Origin of the sequence: Cupriavidus phytohabitans (assembly GCF_000426345.1) — a bacterium.
GTDB lineage: Bacteria > Pseudomonadota > Gammaproteobacteria > Burkholderiales > Burkholderiaceae > Cupriavidus.
This window is the reverse complement of the sequence record NZ_AUFE01000005.1, coordinates 202,035-226,528: the sequence shown is the minus strand read 5'-3', so window position 1 is coordinate 226,528 and position 24,494 is coordinate 202,035. Positions and strand designations below refer to the sequence as shown.

Below are 24,494 nucleotides of genomic sequence, written 5' to 3'. Positions count from 1 at the left end.
CTCATCCAGCAAGCCCTCAGGCAAAGCCGGCAGCGGCCCGCGGGCCGCTGCCTGAGACGCCACTGTACGTTTCTTCTTCATTGGCATATCCATGGTCATTACCTCCATGATATGCCTCGTACACAAAATTCCGGATAGGTCCGGCGGAACCAACAGCCGACAGCATGTCACTAACGGCGACAAAGCAGCTTCCCAACCCGAACCCCTTCCCCTTACCCCTCCCCCTTCACCTTCCCCTCCAACACCTCCCACCTCTCCAGCGCCTGCAGCAATTCCATCTCGATCTCATCATGCCGCGTGGCCAGCTGCGCGGCCCTGATCGCGTCGCTGACATAGAGCGAGCCATCCTCCAGTTGCCCCGAGATCGTCTTCTGCTCGGTTTCCAGCGCAGCGATACGCTCCGGCAAGCCGTCCAGCTCGCGCTGCTCCTTGTAGGACAGCTTGACGGTCCGGTTGGCGCCGCGCGCCTCGCGCGAATCCTTGCCCTTGGCCGGTTCGGCAGCCTTCTGCTCCGGCTTGCTCGCCGCCTGGATAGACGCGGCACGCGCCGATTGCTCGACCCAGTCGGAATACCCCCCCACAGACTCCCGCCACACGCCTTCGCCCTCGGCGGCGATGGTGGACGTCACCACGTTGTCCAGGAACGCACGGTCGTGCGAGACCAGGAACACCGTGCCGCTGTAGTCCTGCAGCAGTTCTTCCAGCAGCTCCAGCGTATCGATATCGAGGTCGTTGGTCGGCTCGTCCAGCACCAGCACGTTGGCCGGCCGCGCGAACAGCCGCGCCAGCAGCAGGCGGTTGCGCTCGCCGCCCGACAGCGACTTGACCGGCGAACGCGCGCGCTCCGGCGCGAACAGGAAGTCGCCCAGGTAGCTCATCACGTGCTTGCGCTGGCCGTTGACCTCGACCCAGTCGCTGCCCGGGCTGATGGTGTCGGCCAGTGACTTCTCCAGGTCGAGCGCGGTCCGCATCTGATCAAAGTACGCCACCTGCAGGTTGCTGCCGTTGCGCACCGTGCCGCTGTCCGGCGCCAGCTCGCCCAGGATCAGCCGCAGCAGCGTGGTCTTGCCGGCGCCGTTGGGGCCGATCAGGCCGACCTTGTCGCCACGCATGATAGTGGCGGTGAAATCGCGCACCACCACCTTGTCGCCATAGGCCTTGTTCACATCGATCAGCTCGGACACGATCTTGCCGGAGCGGTCGGCCTGCGACACCTCCAGCTTGACGTTGCCCTGCACCTCGCGGCGCGCCGCGCGCTCAGTGCGCATCGCCACCAGCCGCTGGATGCGCGACACGCTGCGCGTGCGGCGCGCCTCCACGCCCTTGCGGATCCACACTTCTTCCTGCGCCAGCAGCTTGTCGAACTTGGCCTGCTCGACCTGCTCGGCGGCCAGCATTTCTTCCTTGCGCGCCTGGTACGCGGCGAAGTTGCCGGGGAAGGACACCAGCCGGCCGCGGTCCAGCTCGACGATGCGGGTGGCCACGCGGTCCAGGAAGGCGCGGTCGTGGGTGATCAGCAGCACGCTGCCGCGGAACGCCAGCAGCAGGTCTTCGAGCCAGCGAATGGCTTCCATGTCGAGGTGGTTGGTGGGCTCGTCCAGCAGCAGGATGTCGGGTTCGGCCACCAGCGCCTGCGCCAGCGCCACGCGCTTCTGCAGGCCGCCGGACAGCGCATCGACGCGCGTGTGCGAATCCAGCCCCAGCCGCGCCAGCGTGGTTTCCACGCGGGTGCGCAACTGCCAGGCGCCGGCGGCGTCCAGCTCGGACTGCAGCCGGTGCAGCTCGGCCAGCGCCGCTTCGTCGTCATGGTGCTCGGCGACGCGGTCGGCCGCGGCCTCGTAGCGCACCAGCAGGTCGTGGGCGTCGCCCATGCCCTGCGACACCGCGTCGAACACGGTGATGCCCGGCTCGAACAGCGGCTCCTGCGGCACGTAGGCGCTGGTGACGCCGCTTTGGCGCGCGATCAGGCCGTCATCCGGCGCCGACAGCCCGGCCACGATCTTCAGCAGCGAGGACTTGCCCGAGCCGTTGCGCCCGATCAGGCCCACGCGTTCGCCGGCCTCCAGCGAAAAATCGGCATGGTCGAGCAAAGCCACGTGCCCGAAGGCGAGCTGGGCGTCGGTGATGGAAAACAGGGCCATGGGAAAAGACGACGAATGGAAAGACGGGGCCGGATGGGACGGGGATGGTTGCCGGGCATGGCGCGGCAGCCCGCATTGTAGACGACCGCGGCCGACAGGCGGCTCCGGGCAGGCGGCTCAAAAAGAAGGGCCCGCGCACTGCGGGCCCAAGAGTCTCTCCTCGGTGCCCTGCTCACAAGGCACGCAAGCAGAATATCAATGCGCCCTGTCCCGCTCCAGTCGGACAACTCCGTAAGGGAAAGTCCCGTCAACCCGGGTGCGCCGGGGCGTTGCTCGCCGGGCACGCCTGGTGTGCCCGCAGTTGTCCGCACCCGGCCCCGCGTGGAACAATGGCTTGTCCTGCACCCGGTGTGCCGGCACGACAAACAAGACAACGCAGAGCCGGAGCCACAGCCGGCCTGAAGACGGAATGGGTGGTTGCCCTTCGGCCGCCGCCGCGCCGGTTCCAGTCATTTTTGTACGGGGGTTACATGTCCGATCCGGGTCCGGGGCGCCTGCCTTCCTGCGGGAAGCGCGCGCCCGTCTTGTCATGTCCTGCCTTGGCCGCGCTGGTGGTGGCACTGCTGGCCGCGGCCATGCCGGCACCATCCGCCGCCACTACCGCCACTACCGCAACCAACGACCCTGCCGCCACCGCGCCGTCCGACGGCGCGCCGGTGATGCGCCGGATCCGGCAGACCGGCGCCATCCGCATCGCCCACCGCGAAAGCTCGGTCCCGTTCTCCTTCGTCGCCGACGGCAAGCCGGTCGGCTATGCCGTCGACCTGTGCCTGAAGGTCGCCGACGCCGTGCGCAGCGCGCTGAAGCTGCCGTCGCTGCGCGTGGACTGGGTGCCGGTCACGCCCGCCAGCCGCATCCCGGCCATCGTCGAGGGCAAGGCCGACCTGGAATGCGGCTCCACCACCAACAACCGCGAGCGGCGCGAGCAGGTCGCCTTCACCATCCCGCACTACATCGCCGGCAGCCGCATGCTGGTCAAGGCGGCATCGGGGATCAACAAGTGGCCGGACCTGCGCGGCAAGACCGTGGTCTCGACCACCGGCACCACGCCGCTGGCCACGCTGCGCAAGATGGATGAATCCGGCGCGCTGCAGCTGCGGCTGGTCGAGGCCAGGGACCACGCCCAGGCCTTCGCCATGGTCGAGGCCGGCAAGGCCGATGCCTTCGTGATGGATGACGTGCTGCTCTATGGCCTGCGCGCCAACGCGGCACGCCCGGACGACTACCGCGTCACCGGCGACCTGCTCACCATCGAGCCCTACGCCATCATGCTGTCGCGCCAAGACACGGCCTTCAAGCAGCTGGCCGACAAGACGCTGGTGGCCTCGATCTACGACCAGGACACGCAGCGGCTGTACCGCAAGTGGTTCCAGGCACCGATCCCGCCGCACGGCATCCGGCTCGATATCCCGATGAGCTACCTGCTGCGCGACTCGTTCAAGTTCCCGAGCGACAAGGTGGCGGACTGACGCGGCCAGGCCCGGGCTGGCGGTCCTGCGCGCCGACGGCTACCACGTGCCGGCCTCGCGCCTGATCACGGTAACCGGGCTGGCGTCGGCCGCGCTGGCGCCGTTCGGCTCGCACGGCATCAACCTGGCGGCGATCACGGCCGCCATCTGCACCGGCCCGCAGGCCGACCCGGATCGCCACCGCCGCTATACCGCCGCAGTGGTCTGCGGCATCGGCTACCTGGTGGCGGGCACACTGGCCGCGAGCATTGCCGCGCTGTTCGCCGCGTTCCCGAAGGCGCTGGTGGTCGGCGTCACTGCGTTCGCGCTGCTGGGCTCGATCGCCAACGGCCTGACCGTTGCCATGCAGACGCCGGCCGAGCGCGAAGCCGCGCTGCTGACCTTCATGATCACCGCCTCGGGCATGGTCCTGGCTGGTATCGGCTCGGCGTTCTGGGGCGTGGTCGGCGGCATGCTGGCGCTCTACGTGCTGCGCCCGCGCGCGGCCTGAGCGCTCCCGCGGGCGCCTACAGCATCAGGAAGGCGACGTCGGCGGCGCTGACCGTATCCGGCGGCACGCCCTTGCGGCGCTGGAACAGGATGTGCTGCAGCACGCGGTCGCGGTGCGTGGCGAAGGTCTGCGGGTCCAGCCTCAATGCCATGCGGGCGTAGTGCTCGGCCATCAGCTTGTAGACCCGGTGGCGCACCAGCAGCATCTCGTTATCTGCCTTGAGCCGGCTCATCGCCCCGGTGTGGTCGTCTTCCAGCTGGCGCATGCCGACCACCACCCGCGCATGCATGCCCCGGTAGCGGTCGATTTCCGCATGGGCCTTGCGCAGCTCTTCACGCAGTGACCGGACTTCCTGAATCAGCTTCAGGTTGTGCTGCACGCCGCGATGGATGCGCGTGGCTTCTTCCAGCGCATGGTCCGCCGCGGCGATGGTGTCCTGCCATGGCGTCGCGTCCGGCTCCGGCGCCGGATCCCCGAACTGCGTCGTCGGCCAGACGGCCGTGTCCTCGATGCCGGTGTGATTCATGCCGCTCCCCTTGCCCCAAAAAGCCAGCCGCCGGCATCGTAGGGTTCGTGCCGGCTTGGTCAGGCCTCAAATACCGCGACTGCCTGGTAAAGCACGCCCGAGGGGGGCCGCCTTGTTCTGTATTTGCTCTATTCAAAACCGCATTGCCGCTTCGCACAACCACCGCAATGGAGGGACGCGGCTTTGGCGCAACATGGCGCCGAGGCTAAGATGCCGGTTTGGCGCCTTGCCGCCCCCACTTTCCAGCCCATCCATGAACGGATACCTGCTCCTCGCCCTCGCGATCGTCGCCGAAGTCATCGCCACCAGCAGCCTGAAGGCCTCGCAAGGATTTACGCGGCTCATGCCCAGCGTCCTGGTGATGGGCGGCTATGTGGCGGCGTTCTGGCTGCTGATGATGGTGATGCGCACCGTGCCGGTAGGAATCGCGTATGCAATCTGGAGCGGGGCCGGAATCGTGCTGGTGACGCTGATTGCGGTAGTACTGTACCGGCAGATTCCCGATCTGGCGGCTTGCCTGGGGATCAGCCTGATTATTGCCGGCGTCGCGGTGATTCAGCTCTTTTCGAAGACGAGCGCACACTGAGCCACGCCATGCTCAGACCGTAAGTGCAGCCGGCTTGATTGCTGGTAGTAACTGGACGACTTACCGCACCTCGCACGGCCCAGGCGTACATGTCACGGTGGAGCCCGGCGGTACGATGACCGTACGGCCGCTCGGCGGCGGATCAGAAACGGTTCGCTGCACCGAGATGCAGCCGGCGAGCCCGAGAAGCGGCAACAACACTAGTGAACGTACGAGAAGTCCGACGCGTGCCATGGCGATCTCCCTGTATGGCAAGGCTGCGGCCGGCAGGTGTCCGGAACGCAACCTTTGCCTTTGCGGAAGTATAGGCAACGCCAGGCGCAATCAGCCCCCCGGCTGGGATCGACGTGGGATGGGGTGATTTTGCTGAAGACTATGGTCCCGCCGACAGGAATCGAACCTGTATCTAGCGCTTAGGAGGCGCTCGTTCTATCCATTGAACTACGGCGAGGGGACCCTGAAGCAGGAGGGGAGTATATCAAAATCCTCTTGCCGGAAGTCACCCGACTCGGACCGCCGCGCCGTCCAGGATTCGTTTATGTGGCTGCACGCGTCAGTGCGCCTGCATATCCGCCGCGAACGCCAGTGCCTGCGCATGCGGCATCGGTGGCCAGCGTCACATAACCGAGGAATGTGGCGGCTGAAGCGGCCATTTCCCAGCGAGCGCTACAGTGGCGGGAAAATCCCGACAGGTGTCCGCGCAGATGTCGGCGCCAGGCCAACGCATATTGCTGATCCGCTGATGGCGCGACACCGTGCCGCCAGCCGGCAACCCGCGCCGCATGGCGCTCTGGCGCCGACCCAACCGGCGGCTGGCACCGTTGGCACGTGCCTTGCTGTATTCCGGTACCGCCCCGGCACGACGCCGAGACTACCCGGAGACAGAAACATGGCCACCCTAGCTATCCACGACCTTGCCAGCTGCCGCGAACTTGCTTCCGACGCCATGGCCCGCGTGCGCGGTGCCGGCGGGCAGTGGGTGTTCGGGTGGATCCGCCCGTTCGTGCCGTCGTCGCCGGTGCCGGCCGGCGCGGTGTTCAACTTTTACGAGATCAACTACAGCTTCTATGCTGATCAGATGAACAACCAGTTCCAGAACATCGATATCCGCAACAACGCGCCCAACTCCAATATCAGTGTCCAGGGAGACCAGGGCGCGAGGAACGACGGTCGCCTGGTCTGAGTGCCTGTCGTGGCACGCCCCGGCACGACGGGGCACGAAGAAGGGGCGCGACGCGGAGCGGAGGCTAGATTTGGGTTTCGATTCGCACTTCCAGTGGACCTCGGCGGCCTGCACCGACGTCGGCCGCGTACGCGAACGCAACGAGGATGCGTGCCTGGACCTGCCCGCGCAGCAGCTGTGGGCGGTCGCCGACGGCATGGGTGGCCATGCCGTCGGCGACTTCGCCAGCCAGGCCGTGGTCCAGGCGCTGGCCGCGCTGCCGCCGCAGCCGCTGCTGGAAGACCGGATGGAGGCCACGCGCGCGGCGATGCAGGGCGTCAACCTGGCGCTGGTCGACGAAGCCGCGCGGCTGGGCGTGCGCTGCATCGGCAGCACCGTGGTGGTGCTGCTGGCCGGCGACAGCCGCTGCGGCTGCCTGTGGGCCGGCGACAGCCGGTTGTACCGGCTGCGCGGCGGCGAGCTGGTGCGGCTGACGCGCGACCATAACCAGGTCGAGCGCCTGCTGGCGCGCGGCCTGATCACACCCGAGCAGGCGCGCCACCATCCCGCGCAGAACACCATCACGCGCGCCGTGGGCGCCGCGGCAACCCTGGCGCCGGAGCAGCTGCTGACCGAAGTTGCCGATGGCGACATCTTCATGTTGTGCAGCGACGGCCTGAGCAACGAGGTCGACGACCCCGACATCGCCGCGGTGCTGGCGCAACAGGACCCGCCGCAAGCCGCGCAGACGCTGCTGAAGATGGCGCTCGATGCCGGCGGGCGCGACAACATCTCGGTGGTGGTAGTCCGGGCCACCGATCCCTACGGCTCGGACAAGACGCTGGTCAATCCCGAGCTGGACACCTGAGCATCGCCCTACCCTTCACCCTACGCCTTGCTCCCATCCGCCTGCCTGCTGGCGCGGAAATCCTTGGAATGGATGCCGTGCTTCTTCAGCAGCATCTGCAGGTGCGAGCGGTTCATGTCGAAGCGCCGCGCCAGCTCGGCCACCGTACCGCCGACTTCCTGCAGCCCGCGCTCCAGGAAGGCGCGCTCGGCCTCGTCGCTGGCGGCGCGCTTGGCCTCGCTGAGCGAGGTCGGCATGGCAATGTCCGTCCCTCCAGACGCCGTGGCCCCAACCACCGACAGCGCCGGCTTGGGGCGGATGTCCTGCGGCAGCTGCGCCAGGTCGGCCATGTCGCCGGCCAGGCATGACAGCCGGTATATCAGGTTGCGCAGCTCCCGGATATTGCCGGGATAGTCGTAGTGCAGCAGGAAGTCGCGCAGCCTGGGCGTCAGCCTGACCGGCGCGCGCTTGAGCATGCTGGCCGCCTCGTCGCTGAAGTAGGACACCAGCAGCGGGATCTCGTCGTGCCGCTCGCGCAGCGCGGGCAGGCTGACGTGGATCACGCTGAGGCGGTAGAACAAGTCCTCGCGGAAGGTGCCGGCCTCGCTCATCTTGCGCAGGTCCTTGTTGGTGGCGGCGACGATGCGCGCATCGACCGAGATGATCTCGTCCGAGCCCACGCGCTGGATCTCGTGCGCTTCCAGCACGCGCAGCAGCTTGACCTGCCCGGTCAGCGGCAGCTCGCCGATCTCGTCGAGGAAGATGGTGCCGGTATGCGCGCTTTCGAACTTGCCGCGCCGGTCGTTGCTGGCGCCGGTGAAGGCGCCCTTCTTGTGGCCGAACAGTTCGGATTCGAGCAGGCTGTCGGGGATCGCGCCGCAGTTGACCGAGATGAACGGCTTGTCGGTGCGCGAACCGTTGGCGTGGATCACCTTGGCCATCAGCTCCTTGCCGGTGCCGCTCTCGCCGTCGATCAGCACCGGCAGGTCGGTCGGCGCGGCCTTCTCGGCGATTTCCAGGGCTTCGAGCAGCTTGGGGTTGTCGCCAAAGGTTCCCTCGAAGATAAAGCTGCGCTCCATCAGCGCCTGGCGCCGCTCACGCGGCATGCGTTCGACTTCCTGCTGCGGCGGCGCGCTTTCATCCGCGCTTCCGGCCGCGGTTTCAGCGGATGCCGCCGCCTGCACGAAGCGCTCCTTGTGCGACAGCCCCATGACCTCGTCGCGCAGCGTGGTGGCCTGCTTGAGCAGCTTCTCGATTTCGGGGCGGTCGAGGCGCGATGCCCAGCGCAGCGTCGAGCGCAGGATCTCGATCTTCTCGATCAGGCCGGCGAACGACACCGGCGACGTGACCGAGGCAGGAGTGGCACCCTGGTTGTATAGCTTCATGCTGCGCTCAGTTGCTTCTGCACCAGTTGGTAATACATGCCCTTGCGTTCCAGCAGCTCCTCATGCCGGCCCTGCTCGACGATCGCGCCTTCATACAGCACCAGGATCTTGTCGGCCTGCATGATGGTGCTGAGGCGGTGCGCGATGATGACCGCGGTACGCCCGCGCAGGATCTCCTGCATGTTCGCCAGGATGTTGCTTTCGGATTGCGTGTCGAGCGCCGAGGTCGCCTCGTCGAACACCAGCAGCCGCGGGTCGTGGTACAGCGCGCGGGCGATGCACAACCGCTGGATCTGTCCGCCCGACAAGCCCATGCCGCGCTCGCCCACCACTTGCTCGTAGCCCAGTGGCAGCTTGCTGATAAAGGCATGGGCGTCGGCCATGCGCGCCACTTCCTCGATGCGGCGCCGGTCGGGGCTGTCGTCGCCGCAGGCGATGTTCTCGGCGATGGTGCCGGAGAACAGCAGGTTGGACTGCATCACATAGCCGACCTGCGCGCGGTAGAACGCCGCGTCGATCACATTGAGGTCGTAGCCGTCGACCGACATCGAGCCCTCGGTCGGCTTGTAGAAGCCCACCAGCAGCTTGGCCAGCGTGGTCTTGCCCGAGCCGCTGCGCCCGACGATGGCGACCATCTCGCCCGGCCGGATAGTGAAGCTGATGTTCTCCAGCACGTAAGGCGTGTCCTCGCCGCCATAGCGGAAGTACAGGTCCTTCATCACGATCTCGCCCTGCAGGTCGGGCAGCATCACGCGCGACAGCACATCCTGCGGCTTCTGCTCGGGCTCCAGGTCGAGCATGTCGCCGAGCCGCTCCATCGCCACGCCCGCATCGTTGAGCTGGCCCCACAACGCCACCAGCCCCATCAGCGGCGCCAGCACGCTGCCCATGAAGGCATTGAAGGCGATCAGCTGGCCGATGGTCAGCTCGCGCTCGAGCACCAGCGTCGCGCCTACCCACAGCACCGCGATGGTGGTGGCCGCATTAAGCAGCTGGCTCACCAACCCCACCAGGATATGGAAGGCCTGCGCCTTGTATTGCGATTCCAGCGCCTTGGTGTACTTGCGCTCCCAGCGCAGCCGCACCGGACGCTCGATGCCCATGCCCTTGACGGTTTCGGCGCCGCCCAGCGTTTCCATCAGGTAGGCCTTGGCATCGGTCGAGGTGGCAAAGACCTCGCGCGCATAGGTCTTGACCCTGGGCGTCACCACCACCGTCAGCGCCGCGATCGGGATCACGAAGGCGATCAGCAGCAGCGTCAGCTTGACGTTGTAGAGGAACATGATGGTGAAGTAGATAAACACCATCAGCAGGTTCAGCGCCGTGGTCACCGTCGACTCGGTCAGGAAGGCGCGGATGGTCTGGTTCTCCTGGAAGCGCGCGAAGATATCGCCGGTCTTGCGCTTGGCGAAGAACGACAGCGGCAGCGACAGCGTGTGCTTGAAGAAGTGCGACATCATGGCGAAGTCCATGTTGCGCACCATGAAGTTGGCCAGGTACGCGCGGATCGTCGACATCAGCTGCGAGAACACGTTGGAGATGATCAGCCCCGCGATCAGCAGGTGCAGCAGCCCCACGTTCTGGTGCACCACTACGCCGTCGAGGATGTTCTGGATGATCAGCGGCGGCACCACGCCCAGCATCTGGATCACGAAGGTCGCCAGGAACAGGTGCGCCAGGATCTTTTTGTACGGCGCCAGGTAGCCGATGAAGCGCAGCCACGGCGAGCGCTGCACCGACAGCTGCGTCATGCTCTCGCCAGGCGAGAACAGCAGGCAGGTGCCGCTCCAGCCGCGCTCGAACTCTTCCGCGCTCATCTTGCGGAAGCCGATGGCGGGATCGGCCACCCACACCCAGCGCGACGAGATGCCGTACACCACCACGTAGTGGTAGCCCTCCCAGTGCACGATGAACGGCAGCTCGAAGCCCATCAGCGAGTCGCGCGTGCACTGCACCCCGCGCGTGGTGAAGCCGAGCGACTCGCCGGCGCGCGCCAGGCTTTCGAGCGTGGCGCCCTGCGTGGTCACGTTGGCCAGCTCGCGCAGCTTGCCCAGCGTCATCGGGATGCCGTAGTGGCGGCAGATCATCGCCAGGCAGGCGGCGCCGCAATCCATTTCCTCGGCCTGTTCGACCAGGCCGAAGCGGCGGATCAGCTTTTCGCCCAGCTCGGGCTTCGAATGCAGGTCAAGCAGCACCGGGCGCTTGCGCCGCTCGGCCAGCTTCTTCTGCCGATGCAGCTCGCGGTCGAGCGCGCGGATGCGTTCTTCCAGCACCTCGCGCAGGCGCGGGTTGCGCTCCAGGATCAGCTGCACGGTCTTCTCGGGGATGACCAGCAGGCGCACATCGGTCTCGGCGACGGCCGATGCCAGCTGCTCCTGCCGCATCACGCAGGCGCGCTCGCCGAAGATATCGCCCTGGCCAAGGGTCGCCAGCGGAAACTCGCTGCCCTCTTCGCTGCGCACCACGCGCACGGTGCCCTGGCGCACCACGTACAGGCGCCGGTCCTCGCGCCCGTCCTGCTTCAGGATCTCCTTGCCGGCGCTGACGCGCTTGACGCCCACGCTGCGCACGGCATCGGCCAGTTCCTGCTTGTCGAGCTTGCCGCGCAGGTCGAACAGCCGCGCGACAAAGCCGCCGGCGGAACTGATCGCGACATAGCTGGTGACAAAGGCCAGCGCTGCCGGGTTGCCGGCGACCACCGGCTCAGCCACGGCGCGCGGGATCATCAGCAGTTCGGTCTTGCCCGAGGCGCGCACCGACGATTCATGCCGGTACTCGCGCAGCAGCGCGATATCGGCAAAGACCTCGCCGGCCTTGCGCACGCCCATGCTGATTTCCTTGCCGTGCTCTTCGTTGAACACGCGCACGGATCCCGACTTGACGATAAACAGGCCGGCCGCCGCGTCGCCGGCATTGCAGACGGTATCGCCAAAGCCAAAGGTCACCACCTGCGCGGCATCGGCCAGGCGCGCCAGTTCCTCCGGCGTCAGCACCGACAGGATTTCCACGCCGGCCAGGAAAGCGGCAAGCGCGGATCCGCCCTCGGGCCTTTCCGACGCTGTCGGGGCAGCCGGGGCCGCCGGGGCAGCAGCAGCGGCGGCTTCGCCAGACTCGCTAGCGGGCTTCGATGACATGTTCCTGCGCCCTGCCCATCAGCCAGTCTTCGCGCAGCAGGCGCCGCACCTCCACCGCGACTTCGCTGTCGAGCGTGGCGGGATGCTTGGCGCGCACCAGGAAGACTTCGAAGAAAGAGCGGTCCGGCGCGGGGAAAGGCCCCAGCAGGTCGCCCGGCTCCGCGTTGAACACCTTGGCCTCGATATCGGTCTTGAGCGAGCCGCGCAGCACCTTGCCGATCTCGCCGCCGTGCTCGCGCGTGTCGGCAATAGAATGCTCGCGCGCCATGTCGGCGAACGCCTCGGGATCTTCCTGCAGGTATGAGATCAGCTCCTTGGCCTTGCCTTCGCTGTCGACCACGATATGGCTGACCTCGATGCTGTCGAAGCGCGGCGAATTCAGCGCAAAGTACTCCTGCACCGCGGCGTCGCTGCAGACCTGCTCCATCATCCGTTCCTGGTACAGGTTATCGGTGATGAACGCCTCGAACTCGTCGAGGCTGACATTGAGCGCATCGAGGTAGTGGTTCATGTCGGCGGCGCGGTGCAGGCCCTGCACGCGGCGGAACTGGTCAGCGCGCTCCTGGATTTCGTCGGGCGTGACCACCATGCCCTGACGCTTCGCGGCGTGCACGGTCAGCTTGTCGCGCACCATCTGCTCGACCAGCCCTTCGAACTGCCCCGTCAGCTTGAGCAGCCGCACGAATTCCTCGACGCCGAGCACCTCGTCGTCGATACGGACAATGCCAGTCATGTCTAGGCTCCTTTGACGGCCCGGCGCATGCGCACGGGCATCCAGATCGGCTGTTGCTGTGTTCCCCCGGCTGCCGCCGGCATTTATCCCGCCACCTCGCGGAAGGGGTCGAGCCCCAGGTCGATCAGGCGGCGCTCGCGCACCACGATCTCCGCCGTGGCAGTCATGCCATAGCGCAACGGATACTTGTTGTCGGCCACGGTGTAGTAGTCGCGCGCCAGGCGCACCCTGCCTTCGTAGACCGGCTGCTTGTCGGGGCCCGGCTTGGTCGCGGGCGAGATGAATTCCAGCGTGCCTTCGATGATCCCGTAGCGCTGGTACGGGAAGGCGCTGAACTTGAGCTTGACCAGCAACCCTTCGCGCAGGAACGCGCGGTCGCGCTCGGCAATGACGATCTTGACCACCGGGCGCGCATCCTTGGGCGCGATCCCGCCCAGCGGCGTGTTCGCCTGCACCTTGTCGCCGCGCTGGGTGGAAGTGACATCGGTAATCACGCCCGACACCGGCGCCAGGATCAGCAGGAAGTTGTCCTTGTCGATATTCTCGAAGCGGATGCGCGCGGCCGCGTCGGCCACCAGCCGCGCGGTCTGCACCTGCAGGCGCAGCTTGTCCTCGGTGCTGGCGATCTCGCGCAGCGCGGCGTCATACTGCACGCGCAGTCCGGCCAGGTCCTGCCCGCTGCTTTCGAGCAGCGCGCTGGCCTGGGTCATCTCGCGCGCGAGACGGGCATCCAGCTCGCTCAGCCGCGACTGCGCCACGCGCAGGTTGTTCTCGGCGTCCTGCGCCGCCGCGCGCTTGGCATCGAGCTGCGACTGCGACACGCCGCCGCCGCCGGGCAGCGCCAGCAGGCGCGCATAGCGGTCCTGCTCCTGGCGCGCGAACTCGCGTGCACGCCGGGCGTTTTCGAGGTTGCTGCGCGCTTCCTGCAGTTGCGCGCGCTGTTCCTCGGCCAGCCGCGTGGTGCCTTGAGCCAGGCGATTCTCGTGCTGGCGCGTGGCCACGTCGATCTGCTGCTTGAGCGCGTTGGCGCGGCGTTCCATCAGCGCCTTCTTCTCCGGGAACTGCTTCCAATCGCGCTCGGAGTCCTCCAGCTTGAGCTGCGCTTCGAGCGCATTGGCGGCGGCCTCGATCGCGCCGCGCGCGTTCAGCCGCGCCAGCACGTCGTCCTTGGACACCGGCTGGCCTTCGGCGACGTACAGGTCGGCCAGTTCTCCGTCGACCGGGGCATAGAAGCGCCGCACTTCGGATTCGGGGGCCAGCGTGCCTTGCGCGGTGACGATGACGTCGGCGTGGCCGACGAAGGACCACACCAGCCCGCACACCACCAGCGCGAACGTGGTGACGATGGTCAGCATGCCCAGCCGCGACGGTTCCGCGGTAAGCAAGCCGATACCGTCGGCGCTGTGATCCTCCAGCGCTTCGGACAGGGGCTTCAGGCCGGCCCGGCGGGAATCGTCCTTCATGGCTGCCTCGCGGGCTGCTGCGGCGTGGGGGTCACGTTGGCCGCGTCACTCGGCGCGGCGTCCGCGGGCAGCTTGCCGCGGTCTTCGCCGCCGATCAGCTCGAGCTTGGTCTTGAGGACGGTCGGGTCGAGCACGGTGCTCAGTTCGCGCAGCGCATGGCGCTGCTGGTCGGCCTCGGCGCGGATTTCTTCCTCGACCTTGGCCAGCTGCGCCAGGTCCGCGCTTTCGCCGGCGCGCAGCTGCGTAAAGATGCGCATGCCCTGGCGCGCATCTTCCTGCGCCTGCGACAACAGCCGGGCCTGCGCACGGAACCTGGGCGAGATGCCGGGCTCAAGCCGCTGCTCGCTGCCGATCACGCCGTTGCTGCGGTATTGCTTCCACGCGGCGACGGCGCTGCCCATCAGCTCGCGCGCACGCCGCAACGCGCTGTCGCGCACGCTGTTGACATCGGCTTCCACCGCCCTGGCGAAGAACTTGTCCTCGTCGGCGTCGAGCATGGCGTAGAAGCCGAGCAGGCGGTCTTCATAACCCTTGCTGCCGCGCTCGGACTGCAGCTCGGCAAACTGCGCCGCCACCTTCTGCTTGTGCGCGAGGTCGCGCGCCAGGTCATCGCTCCACGCACCGCCCTGGATCTGCCTGAACCCTGCCAGCGCGGCGCTGCTGTCGCCCTTCTGCCATGCGTCGGCGGCACTGGCGTACTGCGTTGCCATCTGCGGCGGCGGCAGCCGCGGTGCCAGTTGCGCGAACTGGGCCTGGAACGGTGGCGTAACGAAGCGGCTGTCGGCCAGCCGCGCCACCAGCGTGCCGGGGCGGCGTGCGCGCAGTGCCTGCAGCAGCGCGGTGTAGCGGTCCAGGTCCGCCTGCACCTGGTCCAGGCCCGCCAGGCGCGGATATTTCTCGCGATAGTCGGCGATCACCGGCTGCAGCGCTTCGGGGCGGTCGCGGCCAAGTTCCGTGGCAATGCTGGCGTCGAGCCGCGTGATCGCCGCGAGATAGACCGACGCATCGTTCTGCAGCCGGCGCACGTCGCTGAGCGCATCGGCATAGAGGTCGCGGAATGCCGGAACGTCGGCGGCGATGCGGCCCAGCGCGCGCTGGTGCGCAATGGTGTCCTGGTTCCAGTGCGCCAGCAGCTGCCGGATCGGCGCTTCGTCGGCATAGAGGCGGATCGGCGCATCAGCGCCGCGCTGCGCGGTATAGCGTTCGAGCCTGCCGATCCATTCGAGTTCGGCGACCAGCGGCCGGGCGTCTGCGTTATTCCTGCTGAGCTGCCGCATCTGTGCGAGCGCGGCATCGGCGCCGCCGAAGTCGCCGGCCTTGAGCTTCGCGACCCACCCGGGCACGTACGCGCGCAGCAGCGCTTCGGTGCCGAGCACTTGCACGTCGGCATCGTCGGGATGGCGCGCGAGGTAGCCGTCGGCAGCCTTCGCGGCGCCAGCGTAGTCGCCCGCCGCATGCAGGGTCTGCACCGCGCGCTCGTCGGCACCGTGCCAGTAGAGCGCGACGCCGGCGAGTAGGGCCAGCAGCAATAGCGCGCTGCCCCAGCGCGCGGCGCGCCGCAGGCGTGCGCCGTCGTCGAGGCCGAAGCTGCGCGCCGCCTCGGTCAGCAAGAGCGCGACACGCCCGCGCTTGCGCGATGGATGCGCGCGGTCCGGCACGGCGGTCGCGGCCGCGGCCTGGGCTTCGGCGTCGGCATTGACTTCGTCTTCCTGGTGCGAAGCGTAGTCGACACAGAAGATGTCGAGGAAAGAATTGGCCGCGCCGACAAAAGTGGTGCGGTCATCATCGTCTTGTGCGGCCGGCTCAGCAGACGCCGGCGCCGGCACGGCAGGCTCCAGCGTGGTGCGCGTCGCGGTGGCATCGTCGTCGCCGGCGCGGCGGACCTCGGCCTTGTAGACGAAATGGCTGCCGCCGAACGCGATGCGGTCGCCGTCATCCAGCGGCACGCCGTGGTCCGCCAGGCGCGTGCCGTTGACGAAGGTGCCGTTGGTGCTGCCCAGGTCTTCCACGAACGGCACGCCGCCCTTCAGGTACACGTGCGCGTGCCGGCGCGACAGGTAATTGACCTGCTGCGGATAGTTGTCGCGATAGCGCGCAAAGGCATCGTCGGCCTTGCTGATCAGATACGGGAAGCCGTCGACCTGGATCGGCTGCAGCCCGACATCGCTGCGTTCCGGCAACAGGGTCAACGCAACCCGCGGCGGCTCCGGCTGCGGCGCGCGCGGCGACAAGCGCACGCGGAACGACAGCGCGGGACCGAACGCCACCTCGTCGCCATCGCGCAGCTGGGCAGGCTGACGCGCCACCGCCGCGCCATTCACGCGCGTGCCGTTCTTGCTGCCCAGATCGGCGACATAGACCGCACCTTGCTCGGCAAAGATGCGCGCATGGCGCCGGGACAGCGGCGCCGCGAGGTCTTCGGGATAGGCAGCGAATGGCAGTTCGGTGCGGCCGACCGGGAACAGGTCTTCGTCGATGCGGATCTCGCCCAGGTCCGGCCGCGAGACCGGCGTCAGGAACACGTCGAATTCCCTTGCCAGATCCTGGCTCGACTCCCGAGCGATCCCCTGGGCCATTTTCACCGGCATTTCCATGATCAGTGCTTCGTCAGGAGCCATGTTTCCAGGGAGCCAACAGCGCGGCTGCCGCGGCGGCCGGCCAAGGGGGGTGAAGCGACTAAGAACATAGTAGGCGACGGCTTAGGCTAGTCAATCGGCCGCGGTACGCGCGCAGGCGCGTATTTTCACGGAGTGGATCAGGGAAAGAGACAAGGGCTGCACGCACCGCGCAAGGTATTGCGCAACGCGTTGCGTACGCATGCGTCACACCGCGCCATGAGGGTCGCTGCGATCGCTGCGGGCACCCGCCCGCCCCGCGCGGCAGCAAGTGCACTATTGCGGCTGGCTGGCCGCCGTGTTGCGCACTTCGGTATCGGGCCAGCCGCCGCCGAGCGCCTTGTACAGCGTGACAGTGTCGGCCAGGATCTGTTGGTGGACCGCCAACAATTGCAGCTGTGCATTCAGCAGCGAGCGCTCGGTCTCGAATACCTCGAGCTGCGAGACCACCCCTTCCCTGAGCTGGGCCTCGATCTGCGCCGAGACCACGCGCAGCTGCTCGACCTGCTGCTGCAGCTCGACGCGCTGCTTCTTGTGCGCATCGACGTTGACCAGTGCGCTCTCCACCTCTTCGAACGCCGTCATCACGGCCCGGCCATATTCGTTTTCCGCCACGCCCACCTGCGCCTCGGTGGTCTTCACGCGCGCACGCACGCTGGGATCGAGCATGGGCAGGTTGATGCTCGGCATGAAGCCGAAGGTGAAGGACTTGAGCAGGTCGCTCAGCGCAAAGCTGGCGGTGCCGCCGCGCGCGGTCAGGCTGATGCTGGGCAGCTGCGCCAGCCGCGCCTGGCCGACGATGTTGTAGGCCGCCAGCACGCGATATTCGGCAGCGACGATATCGGGCCGGCGCGCCAGCAACTGCGACGGCAGGCCGGCCGGCACGCTGGGCGGCTTCACGCGGTCCTGCAGGCGTCCCGCCGGCACCTTGAGGTTGCCCGCGGGCACGCCCACCAGCGTCGCCAGCGCGTTTTCCGCCACATCGCGCGAACGGCGCAGCTCCAGCAGGTCCTTGTTGAGCCGGTTGATTTCCGCCTGCTGCTGCATCACGCGGATCTTGGGCACCAGGCCGTTCTGGTACATGGCCTGGTAGGTAGAGAGGATCTGCCCGTTCTTGGCGACGGTGCGTGTCTGCTGCTCGATCTGCTCGTCGAACTGCAGGATCGTGAAGTAAGTGGTCGATACATTGGACACCAGCGTCAGGTAGCCGGCACGCCAGTCGGCCTCGGTGGCGCGGAACTCGGCGGTCTGCGCCTGCACGCCCTTCTCGACCTTGCCCCAGATATCGATATCCCAGTTCAGCTGCGCGCCGGCGTTGTAGGTCCAGGTGGACTTCTGCCCGGTGCTTTTCTCGAAGCTCGCCCCGGCGCCGATATCGATCACCGGAAGCCCGCCGGCACGCGCTTCGCCGATCTGCGCGTTGGCCACGCGGATGCGCGCGGCCAGCACCTTGATGTCGTAGTTGCCAGCCAGCGCCTGGTCGATCAGCCCATCCAGGTACGGATCGTTGAAGTTGTGCCACCAGTTGGGCTGCACGGCTTCCTCAGGCGACACCGTGATCGAACCCTGGCGCGACCATTCGGCCTTGGCCGGCGTCTCCGGGCGCTGGTACACCGGCGGCCGGAAATCGGCGCAGCCGGCCAGCAGCGCGGCGCATGTCACGGATGCCGCGGATGCGAGCCAGGCCAGGCGGCGCGAGGTCGGGGTCGGCTTGACCCGGGGAGCGGAAATACGGGATACGGGCACGGTGCAATCCTGCGTGCGGGCGCGGCGGGCGGGACGCGCTGGCGTGCCGTGGCCGCGAAGGTCTGTCTGTATTGTGGTGCGCGCGGGCGCGCGCTCCAACCCCGATCTGCATCAGGCGGAATCAGGCGCAACCGGGCATGGACGATGGGCACATAAAGCGCGCCGCGGGGACATCCTCGCGGCGCGGCGCCATCTCAACAAGCTTCTCAACGATAGATATTGTTGCTGGCGTTCTGGTTGGTATCCACATGCGAACGGACATGGTCCAGGAAGGCCGAGCCGTTGCCATTCAGGTTGGTGACAGACTGCAACTGCGCGATTTCCTGCGTGGCAGTGATGCTGCTGTCGAGCTTGAGCTTGATCGGGGCGTAGACCGCCGCGAAGGGCATGTAGGCGAGACCGCCGCGCACGGCGTGCATGCGCTTGCTGTCGAGGGTTTCGGTGGCGGACAGGTCCTTGATGGTCAGCGTGGTCATGATCGTTCTCCGGGTATCGGTATGTGTGCGTGGGCAGATATGGCTATGGCGCGGGGCTCAGCCGTAGATGTTGTTGGTGGCGTTCTGGTTGGTGTGGACGTTCGACTTGACGTGGTCCAGGAATGCGGAGCCGTTGCCATTCAGGTTGGTGACGGTCTGCATTTGCGCGATTTCCTGCGTGGCGGTGATGCTCTTGTCGATCGACAGCTTCAGCGGCATGTAGGCGGCGACGAACGGGACGTAGGCGAAGCCGCCGCGGACGGCGTGCATGCGCTTCTGGTCCAGGGTGTCGATGGTGGTCAGGTCGTTGATGGTCAGCGTGGTCATGATGGGCTCCTGGTGCGGATGGTGTTGCCTGGGTTGGGTTCGAGCATCGGGTTGGTGTCGCGCTCGGTTGGGATATCGCAGGGAGCGTGCCAGGGGGTTGTATTCTTGGGCTGGCGCCTTGTAAACGCCTGAAAATATGGGGGTTTTTGTTTGATCTTGCCTTCCAGGCCGGGGTTGGCGAGGTTCGTGGAGAGCGGAGGATGGTGGGTTCGGCCCAACAGGTTGGGGGTGGGTGTTGGGTGTGTTGTGACAGCGGGCGTTTTTGTTCTGGAGGGATGCGGCTGCGCTTCGAATCTGGTGGTTGTTTTTGTGCGCATTTACCGCCCTGGGGGGGCGGTCACTTTCATCGTAGTGGGCGGGGGCTTTCGTACGGGGCTTTGCTTCGTTGCAGAATAGGACTGCCTGACGCCTGGTGCGCCACGGTGGCTTGGGATTGACGCGGTTCTTGAACGAGCCCAGAGCTGTGGGTGGCCCCTGCTGCGGGCGTCAACGCAGGAACGCCTTCGCGCGCCGGTCGCCAGTCCTATGTTGGGCGTTCTACTTTACGTAGATCGTGATGCGCTTTGAATACACGGGCGGATTGGTAGGGATATGCTTGTCATCCCCCATGATCAGTTGCAGTGTGTGCTTGCCGGGCGGCAGCTCCAGCATGGTTTCCGTCTCGCCCGCGCCAAAGTGCAGGTGGTTCCGGTCGTTCGGGATTTCCTTGTCCATCGGCGGCAGGTCGACATCGATCAGCAGATGATGGTGTCCGGTGTTCTTGAACTTCACATCCTTCGGCGCCACCCCCATGTTGCGTAGCCCAAACCATACCTTGAACGGCTTGCCGGCAGGCATCACCTGCCCGTCATTGGGCCACCCGATATAGAGATAGGCATTCGCCGGCGCCGGCGTGGATCCGCCCTGGGCCGCGAACGATACCAGCACGCTGGCAGCCAGCGCAGCGGCAGCGAGTAGTCTGGACATAACGCTCTCCCTTGTTGACCGTGCAATGCCACGCCGCGCGCAACGCTAGCGCACGGTGATCGTGATCTTCCTCGAATAGATCGGCGGCTCGAACGGTACGTGCTTGGCGTCGCCCATCAGCAGCTGCAAGGTGTGCTTGCCCGGCGGCAGTTCGATGCGCGCATCGGTCTCGCCCGCGCCGAAGTGCAGGTGGTTCCGGTCGTTCGGAATTTCCTTGTCCAGCGGAGGCAGCTCGACGTCGATCAACAGGTGGTGGTGGCCGCAGCGCGGCAGCTCGACGCCCTTGGGGCACACGCCCATGTTGCGCAGCCCCATGCGGATCCAGAACTTGCCGCCGCTGATCACCGTGCCGTCGTGAGGCCAGATGATGTAGGCCTCGGCGTTGGGTGGAGCGGCTGTCGACAGGGACAGCGATGGCGCGGCCGCGAACACCGCAGCCGCCGCCAGGCGGAACAGGAATCGTCTGGACATACGCCCTCCCCGGAGATCTTTCCGAAACCCGATCACGTTGTCCCGTCAGCCCATTCTTGTTGCTTGTTGGACCAGCGCTCGGCGATTCGTCATTCAGGTTAGGACGCAAGCCCGGAAAATGCGACCCCGGCGAAGCGTGGCGGCTTTGCAATGCTTCGCCCGGGACACAGGCGCTGTGCTATCTTGAAGCAAGCCGGTCGAGGTCTCGGCAACACCACAATGCGCCCGCAGGGCATGTGCCGGCATGCAACGGGTTCGCTGCCGTCCGACGAGGTGTGAAGATGTGGCGCAATCTACCAGTCGTGCATCTGGCCGCGGTGGCCGGGATTCTCGCGTCCACTGCGCTTTCCATGGGTGCGGCGTCTGCAGCCTCCGCGGACCCGCTGCTGCTGGCCGGCATCCTGCCCAAGAACACCGACGAGCAGTACGAGCTCAGCTTCTGGGAATCGATCAAGAACAGCAACTACGCCGCCGACTACGAGGCATACCTGAAGCAATACCCCAACGGGCGCTTCGCGGTGCTGGCCAAGGCAAGGCTCGAGCGGCTGCGTGCGTCGGCACCGGCGGCACCTGCGCCCGCGCCGAAGGCAAAACAGCAGGCTGCGCCGCCGCCCCGGTCTGGCACGTCGGCAGGCGGGCCGGTTTCGCGCGCGCCGGCTGCGTCGGCACCCGCCGCTGCCCGTTCGGCGCCCGCTCCTGCGCCGGCTCCGCCCTCGGCGGAAGCGCCCAGGGCCGGCGCCGCTGCCGGTGGCTCGGTCGGTGTTGCGCCACCGCCGATCCGCACCGGCGAAATTCGCGATTGCCCTGCATGTCCGGTGCTGATTGCGCTGCCCGCCGGCAGCTTCACCATGGGCAGCAGCGCCAGCGATCCGGCGGAGAAGCCGCCGCACCACGTCACCATCGGACAGCCGTTCGCGATCGGCCGCTTCGAAGTCACGGTCGAGCAGTGGAATGCCTGTGTCGACGCCGGCAGCTGCCAGCGCGTGCCGACCATTGCTGAAAGCGCGAAGAACTCACCGGTGCGCGATGTCAGCTGGGACGATGCGCAACAGTACGTGGAGTGGCTGAGCAAGACCACCGGCAAGGCCTACCGCCTGCCGACCGAATCGGAATGGGAATACGCGGCGCGCGGCGGCACCGCCAGCGCGTTCTGGTGGGGCGACCAGATGCGCAAGGGCAACGCCAACTGCAAGGAATGCGGCGATCCGTGGAGCAACGATGCGCCGGCGCCGGTGGGCTCGTTCGCCGCCAACCCATGGGGCCTGCATGACGTCAACGGCAGCGTGTGGGAATGGGTCGCCGACTGCTGGCACAGCTCGTACAAGGGCGCGCCCGTGGACGGGCGCGCGTGGAACGAGAACGCCTGCGGCTCGCGCGTGATCCGTGGCGGCTCGTGGCGCGAAGGGGCCGGCTACATGGTGTCTTCCACGCGCTTCAAGTACAGCCCGAGCGTGCGGCAGTCGCAGAATGGCTTCCGCGTGGCGCGCGACATGAAATAACGCGCCGCGGCGCCTGGCATGAAGTGCGAGCCGGAGCGTCCGCCCCGTCAGCGCGCACGCGTCGATATCTGCACTACGTCCGCGCTGATGCGGTCCTTGCCATAAGTGCGCGCCATCTGCGCCAGCGGCTTTTCCAGCGCAAGCAGGTAGTCCTGCCGCCCTTCCACCTCGGTGCGGCGCCCTTCGAACAGCGGAACAGGCGTCGTCAGCAGCACCACCACCTCCGTGCCGAAGGGGGCCGACACCACCCAGGTGCCGCCTTCGCCGATTGTCGCCTGGTGGCCTGCCGGAGCCTGGTGGGCCGGCACCCGGGTACTGGGCACCATGTGCGCAACCTTGCCGTCGGCCGCGAAGTAGTCGACGTAGACATACGACTCCTGTGCCGGCGTACGCAGCTCCAGCACCAGCGGCGAGCCATCAGCGAGCTGCGAGCTCTTGCCACGCAGCCGCAGCGACGACGCGCTGGCGCCTTCGCGATTGCCGGACCAATACGGCGCGACCAGCTTCGCCACGTCGCACTTGTCATCGGCGAAGGGCTGCGTCTCGACGGCCACGCCCTTCACGCCGGGCAACGCCGCCAACTGCTCGCGCAGGCGCGCCGGTCCCACGCTTTCGGCCAGGAAGCCGCGCACGCGCAGCGTATGGGCCTTCTCGCTGGCGCTGAGCAGCGAACACGGCACGGCGGCGAGCGCCTTGGTGACTTCGGCCATGGAGAACACCGCGGGCCGCGCCGGAGCAGGCGCTGCCCGCGGCGGTGGCGCGGGCGGCGTGACGGGCGCTTCCGCACGCGTCTCAGGGGGCGGCGCGGCGGGCTGCCGCTGCGCATGCCAGGCGTAGTAGCCAATCGCCGACACTCCGGCGAGCACGGCGGCGACACCGCCGATCATTATCGGCGAGCGCTGCGACGGCGTGGTCATCGGCACCGCGCTCATGCCTTGCAGGAAGCGCGCAACGGTGGGCGTGCGCGTGGCGCGATCCAGCGACAGTGCCTCGCGCATCGTCTTCCACTGCGTGCGGCTGAGCTGCGGCGGCTGCGGCGGCTTGACGCCCGCTTCACGCGCCTGGTTGGCCGACATGCGCTGGTACGGATGCTTGCCTGTTATCAGTTCGTAGGTCACGCAGGCCAGTGCATAGATGTCATCGCGCGGGTCGGGCTCGCGGTGCTCGAACATCTCGGGGCTCGCATACGCCGGCGTCATGCCGCCCAGCGAGCCGGGGTCGAACACGGTCCGGTCTGACTCGTCGGCCGGCGGCAGGAAGCCGCGCGCGATGCCGAAGTCGATCACCTTGACCTCGCCGCTGTCGGTCAGGAACACGTTGGCGGGCTTGAAGTCGCAGTGCACGAAGCCGCGCTCGTGCGCGTAGGCCAGTGCGTTGCCCATGCCGTTGATGATCGGCATGGCGCGCGCCATCGGCATGCCGCTGAAGCCGGGCGCCTTCAGCACATGGTTGAGCGAATTGCCCGACAGGTATTCCATGGTCAGGAAGACCACCGGCCCGTCGCGGTCGAAGTCGTAAACAGTAACGATATTCCGGTGCGCCAGCGTCTGCGCCTTGCGCGCCTCGCGCTGCAGCGCGATCAGCGACTTGGGATGGCCGCTGAACTGCAGGTTCAGCACCTTGATGGCGATATAGGGCTTGCGGTCCGACGCTTCCAGCTTGCGCAGGTCGAGCGCCTTGTACACCGTGCCCATGCCGCCCACGCCCAGGCACTCTTCCAGCACGAAGCGGCCGTTCAGCGTATCGCCCACGCCCTTGGCATGCGCAGCAGGCGGCAGCGTGCCGGCCTCGGGCGAGGTCGCGTAGAGCGAGCCTGTCTGCGGCCCGCTGGCCATGCGCGTGGCTTCGGTGACGCCCTCGTACTGGGTGGCGCTGCGGCGCTCGATGCGCCGCATCACCTCGGCATAGACCGCGGGCGGGAACGGAAAGCGCGTGTTTTCCTCGATCACCACGCGCGCCGCCTGGCTGGGCAAGGTGGGATCCTGGGCCAGCGCCGTCTCGAACGACGCAACGAATTCGTCGTCGGACAGACCGCCGTTCTGGAACTTGCGGATCAGGTCTTTGAGACTGGTCACGGCTCGCCCTGACATGGTTTTCGGGCAGGGTCGCCCGCGCAGTGTGCAGTGCGAAATTGCCCTGTCTTCGATGGATACTAGTGCGCACCCATGCCATGCGCAATCCGTGCGCTTGCGCCGCGCTGCCGGCACGCAACGCCGCGCGCGTGCGGCGCCAGCGCGCGTCGGCCGCGATGGCCGCCGACTGTCACAGCCGGGCCAACACCGGCGCCACAGGTGTTGGCCCGGCACCGCCACCCAGGGCCCCGCATTTGCGCACGCGGCCGGTGCCGGCAACCCGACACGACGATCAAAAACCCCTTGTTTTCAGGCACTTGCGCGCGGCGCGCGCAGCTGGCCGCAGCGCTGGCACGCTCCCTGCAATATCCCAACCGAGCGCGACA

The 24,494-nt window shown here is 67.2% G+C and carries 18 protein-coding genes, 1 tRNA gene and 1 pseudogene; 6 read left to right on the top strand and 14 right to left on the bottom strand.

Annotated elements, in window-relative coordinates:
• Positions 1-212: 212 nt before the first annotated feature.
• On the bottom strand, positions 213-2,141 hold the full coding sequence (locus K309_RS0106130) for an ATP-binding cassette domain-containing protein (RefSeq protein ID WP_029045599.1): 1,929 nt from the start codon (positions 2,139-2,141) through the stop codon (positions 213-215).
• Between the two features lie 470 nt (positions 2,142-2,611).
• Between K309_RS0106130 and K309_RS0106125 the strand changes: the two genes are divergently transcribed.
• Together K309_RS0106125 and K309_RS36040 are read left to right on the top strand one after the other, a co-directional pair.
• Positions 2,612-3,610 (top strand): amino acid ABC transporter substrate-binding protein, encoded by a 999-nt coding sequence (locus K309_RS0106125; RefSeq protein ID WP_369796396.1) that lies wholly within the window; start codon positions 2,612-2,614, stop codon positions 3,608-3,610.
• A gap of 10 nt (positions 3,611-3,620) precedes the next feature.
• Positions 3,621-4,100: pseudogene (locus tag K309_RS36040) on the top strand (benzoate/H(+) symporter BenE family transporter); the annotation flags it as partial.
• A gap of 16 nt (positions 4,101-4,116) precedes the next feature.
• On the opposite strand, the gene K309_RS0106115 reads toward K309_RS36040, so the two are convergent.
• The gene (locus K309_RS0106115) at positions 4,117-4,626 is read right to left on the bottom strand and encodes a hypothetical protein (protein WP_029045597.1); all 510 of its coding nucleotides are present in this window, start codon (positions 4,624-4,626) and stop codon (positions 4,117-4,119) included.
• Positions 4,627-4,879: 253 nt separating this feature from the next.
• Between K309_RS0106115 and K309_RS0106110 the strand changes: the two genes are divergently transcribed.
• A complete protein-coding gene (locus K309_RS0106110; RefSeq protein ID WP_029045596.1) occupies positions 4,880-5,212 on the top strand; it encodes a DMT family transporter in 333 nt (110 codons plus the stop codon).
• Between the two features lie 376 nt (positions 5,213-5,588).
• Here K309_RS0106110 and K309_RS0106105 read toward each other — a convergent pair.
• Positions 5,589-5,663, bottom strand: a tRNA-Arg gene (locus K309_RS0106105).
• A 438-nt stretch (positions 5,664-6,101) separates the two neighbouring features.
• Here K309_RS0106105 and K309_RS0106100 point away from each other — a divergent pair.
• Both K309_RS0106100 and K309_RS0106095 read left to right on the top strand, forming a co-directional pair.
• The gene (locus tag K309_RS0106100; RefSeq protein ID WP_029045595.1) at positions 6,102-6,395 is read left to right on the top strand and encodes a hypothetical protein; all 294 of its coding nucleotides are present in this window, start codon (positions 6,102-6,104) and stop codon (positions 6,393-6,395) included.
• Between the two features lie 70 nt (positions 6,396-6,465).
• Positions 6,466-7,242 carry a PP2C family protein-serine/threonine phosphatase gene (locus K309_RS0106095; RefSeq protein ID WP_029045594.1) on the top strand — a complete coding sequence of 259 codons (777 nt, stop codon included), beginning with the start codon at positions 6,466-6,468 and terminating at the stop codon, positions 7,240-7,242.
• 20 nt (positions 7,243-7,262) lie between these two features.
• Here the strand turns inward: K309_RS0106095 and K309_RS0106090 are convergent, their stop codons facing one another.
• The 10 genes from K309_RS0106090 to K309_RS0106045 all read right to left on the bottom strand — a co-directional run bounded on the left by K309_RS0106090 (position 7,263) and on the right by K309_RS0106045 (position 20,537).
• Positions 7,263-8,606 (bottom strand): sigma-54 interaction domain-containing protein, encoded by a 1,344-nt coding sequence (locus K309_RS0106090; protein WP_029045593.1) that lies wholly within the window; start codon positions 8,604-8,606, stop codon positions 7,263-7,265.
• Positions 8,603-11,740 carry a peptidase domain-containing ABC transporter gene (locus tag K309_RS0106085; protein ID WP_029045592.1) on the bottom strand — a complete coding sequence of 1,046 codons (3,138 nt, stop codon included), beginning with the start codon at positions 11,738-11,740 and terminating at the stop codon, positions 8,603-8,605. The genes K309_RS0106090 and K309_RS0106085 overlap by 4 nt, the downstream gene beginning before the upstream one ends.
• Positions 11,721-12,473, bottom strand: coding sequence for a peptidylprolyl isomerase (locus K309_RS0106080; protein WP_029045591.1), 753 nt, complete (start codon positions 12,471-12,473; stop codon positions 11,721-11,723). The genes K309_RS0106085 and K309_RS0106080 overlap by 20 nt, the downstream gene beginning before the upstream one ends.
• A gap of 83 nt (positions 12,474-12,556) precedes the next feature.
• Positions 12,557-13,936 carry a beta-barrel domain-containing protein gene (locus K309_RS0106075; RefSeq protein ID WP_029045590.1) on the bottom strand — a complete coding sequence of 460 codons (1,380 nt, stop codon included), beginning with the start codon at positions 13,934-13,936 and terminating at the stop codon, positions 12,557-12,559.
• Positions 13,933-16,554, bottom strand: a complete 2,622-nt coding sequence (locus K309_RS0106070; protein ID WP_029045589.1) for an FHA domain-containing protein — start codon at positions 16,552-16,554, stop codon at positions 13,933-13,935. Before K309_RS0106070 ends, K309_RS0106075 begins: the two co-directional genes overlap by 4 nt.
• Positions 16,555-16,827: 273 nt before the next feature.
• Positions 16,828-18,297 carry an efflux transporter outer membrane subunit gene (locus K309_RS0106065; RefSeq protein ID WP_029045588.1) on the bottom strand — a complete coding sequence of 490 codons (1,470 nt, stop codon included), beginning with the start codon at positions 18,295-18,297 and terminating at the stop codon, positions 16,828-16,830.
• A gap of 206 nt (positions 18,298-18,503) precedes the next feature.
• Positions 18,504-18,773 (bottom strand): hypothetical protein, encoded by a 270-nt coding sequence (locus K309_RS0106060; RefSeq protein WP_029045587.1) that lies wholly within the window; start codon positions 18,771-18,773, stop codon positions 18,504-18,506.
• Between the two features lie 57 nt (positions 18,774-18,830).
• Positions 18,831-19,100, bottom strand: a complete 270-nt coding sequence (locus K309_RS0106055; protein ID WP_029045586.1) for a hypothetical protein — start codon at positions 19,098-19,100, stop codon at positions 18,831-18,833.
• A gap of 537 nt (positions 19,101-19,637) precedes the next feature.
• Positions 19,638-20,066, bottom strand: coding sequence for a DUF4399 domain-containing protein (locus tag K309_RS0106050; RefSeq protein ID WP_029045585.1), 429 nt, complete (start codon positions 20,064-20,066; stop codon positions 19,638-19,640).
• A gap of 45 nt (positions 20,067-20,111) precedes the next feature.
• A complete protein-coding gene (locus K309_RS0106045) occupies positions 20,112-20,537 on the bottom strand; it encodes a DUF4399 domain-containing protein (RefSeq protein WP_029045584.1) in 426 nt (141 codons plus the stop codon).
• Here K309_RS0106045 and K309_RS0106040 point away from each other — a divergent pair.
• Positions 20,480-22,036 (top strand): formylglycine-generating enzyme family protein, encoded by a 1,557-nt coding sequence (locus K309_RS0106040; RefSeq protein ID WP_369796395.1) that lies wholly within the window; start codon positions 20,480-20,482, stop codon positions 22,034-22,036. The two genes, K309_RS0106045 and K309_RS0106040, sit on opposite strands and share 58 nt — an antisense overlap.
• 47 nt (positions 22,037-22,083) lie before the next feature.
• Here the strand turns inward: K309_RS0106040 and K309_RS0106035 are convergent, their stop codons facing one another.
• Positions 22,084-24,126, bottom strand: coding sequence for a serine/threonine protein kinase (locus K309_RS0106035; RefSeq protein WP_029045582.1), 2,043 nt, complete (start codon positions 24,124-24,126; stop codon positions 22,084-22,086).
• Between the last annotated feature and the right edge of the window lie 368 nt (positions 24,127-24,494).